The organism is Candidatus Sericytochromatia bacterium (assembly GCA_035285325.1).
GTDB lineage: Bacteria > Cyanobacteriota > Sericytochromatia > S15B-MN24 > JAQBPE01 > JAYKJB01.
Window position 1 is genome coordinate 45,102 of record JAYKJB010000124.1, and the last position, 6,584, is coordinate 51,685.

The following is a 6,584-nucleotide window of genomic DNA, read 5'->3' on the forward strand; positions in this document are numbered from 1 at the left end:
GCATGGCCGGATAATCTCCCGGAAGGAGTGTGTTGTGCGCGGGATCAAAGGCCTTCTCGAATGCTGTGCCTGCCTGGTGGCGCTGAATGCCACGTGGTTGGTGACAGGTTGTGGAACGGCCCGCCTGGCATCGCTTCCCGTCGAACCCGCGAGCCTTCAGACCGCCCGCTTCGGTTTCGGGGCGGAAGGGGGGGCCCAGCCGGCTCTGTGTGTCCGGCAGGACGGCACTTTCGTGCTGGTATACGAGTCTACCCGGACGGGCGATCGCCACTTGCGCCTGGCGACCTCACGCGATGGACGTGTGTGGAGCACGCCCGAGTGGGTCGCACGAGGCGAGTTCACCGACAAGAGCCCAGCCCTGCTGGAAGATGCCGTCGGGGGGCTTCACCTGTATTTCATCTCGAATCGTGACGGCGCCCATCCGCAGGTGTATCACAGCCTGTATGAAGGCACCTCCTTTTCGGCAGCGGATCCTCTGACCGGTCTGGACGGCGCCCAGGACTTGGCCGTGACCCGCGTGGGCGATCAAGCGGTGCTGGTCGCGGAGGTGATGGGCGCCGGTGTGGTGGCCTTTGCCGGAGCCCCTGGACGCGCCCTCAAGGCGTTGCCTGCGCCTGCCACGGCCGGCGCAGAGCCTGCCGTGTGTGCGGCGTCTGATGGGCGGGTGGTCGTGGCCTTCCAGCGCGAGGGCAAGATCGTGGTGCGCGAGGGACGCCCTGGTGAGTGGGGCCCCGAGGTGGTGGCTGCTTCGGCGGCTTCCCGCCTGCGCGATCCGGCACTGCTCTGGCGCGAGGCCGGCGGCATGCTGACCTTTGCGGAGCGTGGCGAAGCCGGCCTGGCCCTGCGCCATAAAGCCTTCGATGCACAGCTTGCCTTTGTCGATACCGATGCCCCCGCCCTGGGGGAGGGAGAGGCAAGAGGCGCAGCCTGGGCGACTTCCGGAAGGAAGACGTTGCTGGCTTGGGGTATGAAATTAAGGAATGGCCAACAGGGCGTGATGGTCACGACCCGCTGACGACCTGCTAGCCGACACCGGAGGAAACGATGGCGACCAGCCTGCCGACTCGGAACATCCCCACCCAGCAGATGATGGGTGAAATTCTTGTTTCCCAGCAATGGGTGACGCCCTCTCAGCTGGGCGATGCCATTGCGGAGCATCAGCGCACCAATGAACGCTTGGGTGAGGTGCTCGTGCGCCAGGGGCACCTGACGCACATGGAACTGGAGTTCATCCTGGCCCAGCAGAAGGGCAACACCATCACGGGGGATGCCGACAACGTCAAACTGCGGCTTGGCGATATTCTGCGCAAGTCGCAACGCCTCAGTTCCCGGGCGCTCGGTTCCGCGGTCGCGGAACAGCGGCGTACCAATGAAAAGCTGGGCGAGGTGTTGCTGCGTCTGGGCCTGCTTGATCCACTCGAACTCGATGCGGTGCTGTCGCTTCAAAGTGATTTCAATCAGGGCGACCCGATGGCTGTGCGCCTGTTGTTGGGCGAGATTCTGATCGCCTCCAAGCGCCTGTCGCGCAAGCAACTGGCGGATGCCCTGGAAAATCAGCGTCTCAGCAAGAAGCAGATCGGTCAGGTGCTGGTCGATCTTGGCTTCGTGAACAAGCTGGACATTCGCAACGCCCTGAAGATCCAGGCCAAGATGGTGGCCGCCGGTCTGGTGGCCATGATGAGCGTGGCCTCCATGACGGGCTGTGCCGCCCCCAACGTGCCCACCACCTCGTTGGCCTTGCAGAACGTCAAGTACGAGCAGGTCAACAAGCGGGTGAGGCAGGCGGGCTTCGACTCCACCAAGGGCACCTACAAGGTCGCCAGCTTGCCCGGTGGTCGCCAGTTGCTCAGCTTCTCCGACGGCAGTCGGCTGGTCAAGGACGTGCCATTTTTCAAGCAGGGCCGAGACAACACCTGCGCCCAGGCCGCACAGACCGTCGTGCTCAACTACTGGGGCATCAAGCAGGACTACCAGGCCCTTGTGCGCCAGCAAAACCGCATGAACACAGCGACTCACTACGACAAGATCGTGGAAAATCTCAAATCAAACGGCTTGCAGGTCAAGGCCATGCGGGGCGGTAACCTGGGCTACCTCAAGTCCCTGATCGACCAGGGCAAGCCGCCGATCGTGCTGCTCGAATTCAACAACGACCTCTTCCAGAACCACTACATCACCGTCGTGGGCTACAACAACATGACAGGCAAGATCATCTTCCACGACTCGATCGACGGCCCCTTCCAGCAACTCGACGAAGAAGAGTTCGAGTTGATGTGGCAGAGCAAGAAACTCGCCAACCTGCCGGTTTTCGGTGGGGGCAATTTCCAGGGTCTGATCATCGAGGCTGAGAAACCCGGCACCTGAGCGGTCGCCTGGCGTCGCCTTGACACCCGGGCGCCCCGTCGCCGATAATCAAGGGCCCCGGGCGGTTGGCTCAGTGGTAGAGCACTTCGTTCACACCGAAGGGGTCACGTGTTCGAATCACGTACCGCCCACTTGTCATTGTTCACGGCCTCCAGTTGCTGCTGGAGGCCGTTTTTTTGGCGATGGTGCCACTGGGGCCCCGGCGTCATGGCTCGGACTCTGTCGGCCGATTGATTGGCTGGGCCGTGGGAGCGATGGGCTTCGACCCATCAGCGGGGGCTGACCATTCAATCCGCACCGGTTGTCTCAGGTGCAGATCGTGCTGAGAGTGGGGCATGGTCAGGCCACGGGCCACGCATTCGCGATGAATCTGGTAGTTCAGCGCACTGCGAATCGGAGCGGCGTCCTGGGGTTCCTCGATCCAGACCAGCAGTTCAAGCTGGATGGCATCCGTGCCGAAGTCCACCAGCCAGACGCAGGGGGCCGGTTCCGACAGCACCCGCGGGTGTTGAGTGGCCGCCGTGAGCAGGGCTTCCTGCGCCACATCGAGGTCCTGACCATAGGCCAGGCGCACGGGCAGATGCAGCCGGATCCGGGCATCGCCGAAAGAGCGGTTGATCACGTGTTTCGAGATGAATTCCGAATTGGGCACGATGATTTTCACGTTGTCCAGCGTCACGATCGTGGTCGCGCGCAGGCGAATCTCGCGCACCACGCCCACGAACTCCCCCACCGTCACGAAGTCTCCCGGCTTGATCGGGCGCTCCAACACGACGATCAGGCCGGAGACGAAGTTGCTGGTCACGTTTTGCAGGCCAAAGCCGATACCGATCGTGAGAAAGCTGAACATCCAGCCGAGGGCCCCCAGCTGCAGATGCGCCAGCTGAACGCCCAGGATAAAGACCAGCAGCGCCACCATATAATGCGCCACCCGGGCCACCGTGAAGGAGCGCCCGGTTTCCAGGCCCGTGCGCTGGAGCACCGGGACGGCCAGGCCCTGTTCGAACCAGTGGGAGAGACGCAGGGCCAGCCAGACGATCCCTCCCAGGGCCAGCACCTGCACCAGGGTCAGTGGCGTGCCGGCCGGAACCCGGGCTCAGGGGCAGGCTGATCAGGTCGCGCAGGGCGCCCCACAATGCGAAATCCATGCTGGGATTCTACCGCTCATGCCGTCTGCTTGGTGCCGTCCGACTCGCCGCGACACCAAGCAGAGGGAGGAGACAGGGCGAGTGCGCCGGCTTTGGCTGCGTGATGCTGGGCCTCAGCCTCGCTCGGCGAAGGCCGCTCTACGGCTTCGTCGGTGCCTGTTCACCGGGGGCGACGGGAGGTGTCGGCGGTTGAATCGGTCTTGCCGCGTTTGATGGGGCCTCGGTCTGCGTTTGCAGGACCAAATCATCCAGCTTCCACGGGGACACAGGGGCCTCGCTCATCGACTTGAGCGATCGTTCGAGATTCACTAACCTCTTGAAGGCCGGATCTTTCAACACCGGCTTGCCTTTGCCACTTGCCAGTTCCCCGGTGGCTTCGAAGGCGGTTTGCATCAAGGCGTCGAGCTTGAACAGTTCCTCCGGCATCACGGCAGCCTGCAAGGCCGCATCCAGTTTGGCCAGCACGGCCTCGGCGCGTTTTCTGGCAGGCCCCTCCAACGATTCGATCTGGGCTGCGAGCTGGTCTCGGCGTCGCGTCAGGGTTCCATGCATCTTCTCTCCCTGGGCCCACTTTGCGGACAAGGCTTCCGCCTCTGCACTCGCACCGGCCACGTCGCTCAAGGCGGCCCGTTTCAACAACGTGTTGATCTGCTCCCGCAAAGCCTCCTGGGCCTTCGGCCCTTGCGGCTTGGCTGCCTGCAGCAAGCCTGCCATCGCCTGGTCGAATTTATCCAAGGTCTTCTCGGCCACGGCATCGCGCGCCTTGCTCCGCAGTTGCTGAATGGAGTCCCGCACGCGCTGGCCCGTTTCCTGGCTCCAAGCGACGCCATCTCGCCCCATGCGGCTTTCGGGGAGTGGTGCGGTCTTGACGATGTCGTTGGTCGCGCCCCCAATCTTGCCCATCAGGGCTGCGTGCTGCGGGCTGGAAGGGTCCAGGTGTTGAACACTTTGAAACAGGCCCAAGGCTTGTTCGACGGTACCCGCCAACGCTTCGAGCTCACCGAGCGAGTTGGCGCCTTTCAGCGCTGCGCGGGCCGCGTCTGCAAAGGCGCCAGCTGCGCCACCAGCCCCGCCGGCCAGGCCCGTCATGCTGGCAATTTTGTTGATGTTCGCGCGGGTGCGATGGAGCAACTCGGCGCATTTTTCTGCCAGGGGAACCAGGGCGTTGGCGATTTCCATGGCCCCGCTCAGGTCGCCGGCCCGGGCCTTGGCCAACGCCTGCCCCATCAGTTCACTCAACATCCCTGCGATTCCGCTGTTGCCCATGCTGTTGCTGATGGACGCAACCCGACTCAAGGCCTGCAGGATCTCGGAGAGCCGCTCTTGGTCTTTTTTGCTCCCGGCTCTCAAGGTTGCCCGAGCGCTGCTGATCATCGCGGACATGGAGGCCGGAGCGGGTTCGGGTGGCCCGTAGACGGGCACGTACCGGATTCTGTATTCGATTTTCACGCTGGCTGTCTCCTCGCCCGAAGGTTCTCTCTTCCCGATGTTTTCTCTTGGTCCTTGTATGCCACCAACTGACGCAATTTAACGAACTCTTATTGCCTTTGTTGTCCCGTGAGGGGGCGATTGGTGTCGGCTCAGGTCCACCAGGGTGGGGAGGGGGGCGATTGCCCGGATTTTGAAGGCGGCCTCGAGAAGCGGCGAAACTTCCCCAAGCAAAAGGCCACGGCAGCCTGCGCCGCCGTGGCCCGAAGATGAACGTGGCGCTGGTGCTAATGCACCATCAGCACGCCTTCGGCGACTTCCCAGCTGCCGTCCTTGAACTTGGTCGAGAAGCGCAGCCAGTAGCTACCGGCTTGGAGGCCCGACGGGTCGATGGTGACCTGGCCATTCTCGCCATCGGCCTGATAGGCCCCGTTTTCTGCGCCACCCACCGGGTTGCCGGTCTGACCGTTCTTGTAGCCGGCGTCGAACAGGTTGACGAAGGTGCAGTTGCCCTGACCCAGGTGCGTGCCCGTGCCCTTGAACGCCACGGTTACCTTCGCGCCGCCGGCGATCACGCCCAGGTCATTGGTCACCTGGATGTTGAGCACGTTGCTGACGGCGGCGTTGCCGGCCATGCCGATTTTCGTGTCTTCCGGTGAGCATTGCACGATGCCCACATTCGGCAAGTTGCCCGGCTTGAGGTCACCGGGTTTGAGGCCGGGTTTGTCATCGGCTGGTTTCTCTTCCCCGGGCTTGACGCCAGGCTTGAGGCTGCCCGGCTTCAGCAGTTCTCCCCACTTCTTGGGCTTGCCGTTGTTCGGCTTGAAACCATTGAGGCTGAAGGGGAGTTGCTTGCCGTTGGGCAGGAAGATGAAGCCTTGGCCCGTGACTTTCCCATCAGAACCAACCTCCTTGCTCCATTCCACCTTCACGTCACCGTAGCCCTGCATCTTGAGCAGGCCCTTGAAGGTGATCTGGTGGCTGCCGTCTGGCTTGAATTTCTTGGTGCGTGCTCCCTCCGCTGCCCGTCCATCCGGGCTCTTGCCCTTCACGGTCTGCGTGACATCGGCGAGGTTGCCATCGGCGTCATACGAGCGCTCGAGCAGATTTTCCCGCTCTCCTTCGCCGTCTCCCGCCATGGCGATCTTGAGGGTGGCCTTGCGCTTGCTGGCGTCGACCTGGACCCCCGCCTTCTTGATGGTCTCCTTGAGCTGGGAGGCCATGCCGCCGGGGCCGCCGTTCATACCGCCGGGGCCGCCGTTCATGCCGCCAGGGCCGCCGTTCATACCGCCGGGGCCGCCTTGTGGTTTACCCCAGGTCCAGTTGGCGCCTGGGGGCGTCATGCCGGGCTGACCGGGCTGACCGGGTCCCCATCCGCCGGGCTGACCAGGCTGACCAGGCTGTCCGGGTCCCCATCCGCCGGGCTGGCCGGGCTGGCCAGGCTGACCGGGCTGACCAGGCTGTCCGGGTCCCCATCCGCCAGGTTGACCGGGCTGGCCAGGCTGACCGGGTTGACCGGGCTGTCCGGGTCCCCATCCGCCAGGTTGACCGGGCTGGCCAGGCTGACCGGGCTGACCAGGCTGTCCGGGTCCCCATCCGCCGGGCTGACCAGGCTGTCCGGGTCCCCATCCGCCGGGCTGACCAGGC

Annotated in this window: 6 protein-coding genes and 1 tRNA gene; 3 read left to right on the top strand and 4 right to left on the bottom strand. The window is 63.8% G+C overall.

Going from position 1 to position 6,584, the window contains the following annotated elements; genetic code table 11:
* The first annotated feature begins 34 nt into the window (after nucleotides 1–34).
* The 3 genes from VKP62_15520 to VKP62_15530 all read left to right on the top strand — a co-directional run bounded on the left by VKP62_15520 (nucleotide 35) and on the right by VKP62_15530 (nucleotide 2,492).
* Complete coding sequence (locus VKP62_15520; GenBank protein ID MEB3198606.1) at nucleotides 35–1,015, top strand: hypothetical protein; 981 nt, start codon at nucleotides 35–37, stop codon at nucleotides 1,013–1,015.
* A gap of 29 nt (nucleotides 1,016–1,044) precedes the next feature.
* Entirely contained in the window at nucleotides 1,045–2,361 is a 1,317-nt protein-coding gene (locus VKP62_15525) for a C39 family peptidase (GenBank protein MEB3198607.1), read from the top strand.
* 59 nt (nucleotides 2,362–2,420) lie between these two features.
* Nucleotides 2,421–2,492: transfer RNA gene (locus tag VKP62_15530), tRNA-Val, on the top strand.
* A 74-nt stretch (nucleotides 2,493–2,566) separates the two neighbouring features.
* Here VKP62_15530 and VKP62_15535 read toward each other — a convergent pair.
* The 4 genes from VKP62_15535 to VKP62_15550 form a co-directional block, all read right to left on the bottom strand.
* A complete protein-coding gene (locus VKP62_15535; protein ID MEB3198608.1) occupies nucleotides 2,567–3,418 on the bottom strand; it encodes a mechanosensitive ion channel domain-containing protein in 852 nt (283 codons plus the stop codon).
* A 229-nt stretch (nucleotides 3,419–3,647) separates the two neighbouring features.
* Complete coding sequence (locus tag VKP62_15540; protein MEB3198609.1) at nucleotides 3,648–4,958, bottom strand: hypothetical protein; 1,311 nt, start codon at nucleotides 4,956–4,958, stop codon at nucleotides 3,648–3,650.
* Nucleotides 4,959–5,224: 266 nt separating this feature from the next.
* Nucleotides 5,225–6,223 carry a hypothetical protein gene (locus tag VKP62_15545; GenBank protein MEB3198610.1) on the bottom strand — a complete coding sequence of 333 codons (999 nt, stop codon included), beginning with the start codon at nucleotides 6,221–6,223 and terminating at the stop codon, nucleotides 5,225–5,227.
* Between the two features lie 53 nt (nucleotides 6,224–6,276).
* Nucleotides 6,277–6,584, bottom strand: a 308-nt coding sequence (locus tag VKP62_15550; GenBank protein ID MEB3198611.1) for a hypothetical protein, incomplete at its 5' end; no start/stop codon positions are given.

Coding starts and splice junctions, on each gene's coding strand:
- VKP62_15525 (MEB3198607.1), top strand. CDS start 1,045: ATGGCGACCAGCCTGCCGACTCGGAACATCCCCACCCAGCAGATGATG.
- VKP62_15545 (MEB3198610.1), bottom strand. CDS start 6,223: ATGAACGGCGGCCCTGGCGGCATGAACGGCGGCCCCGGCGGTATGAAC.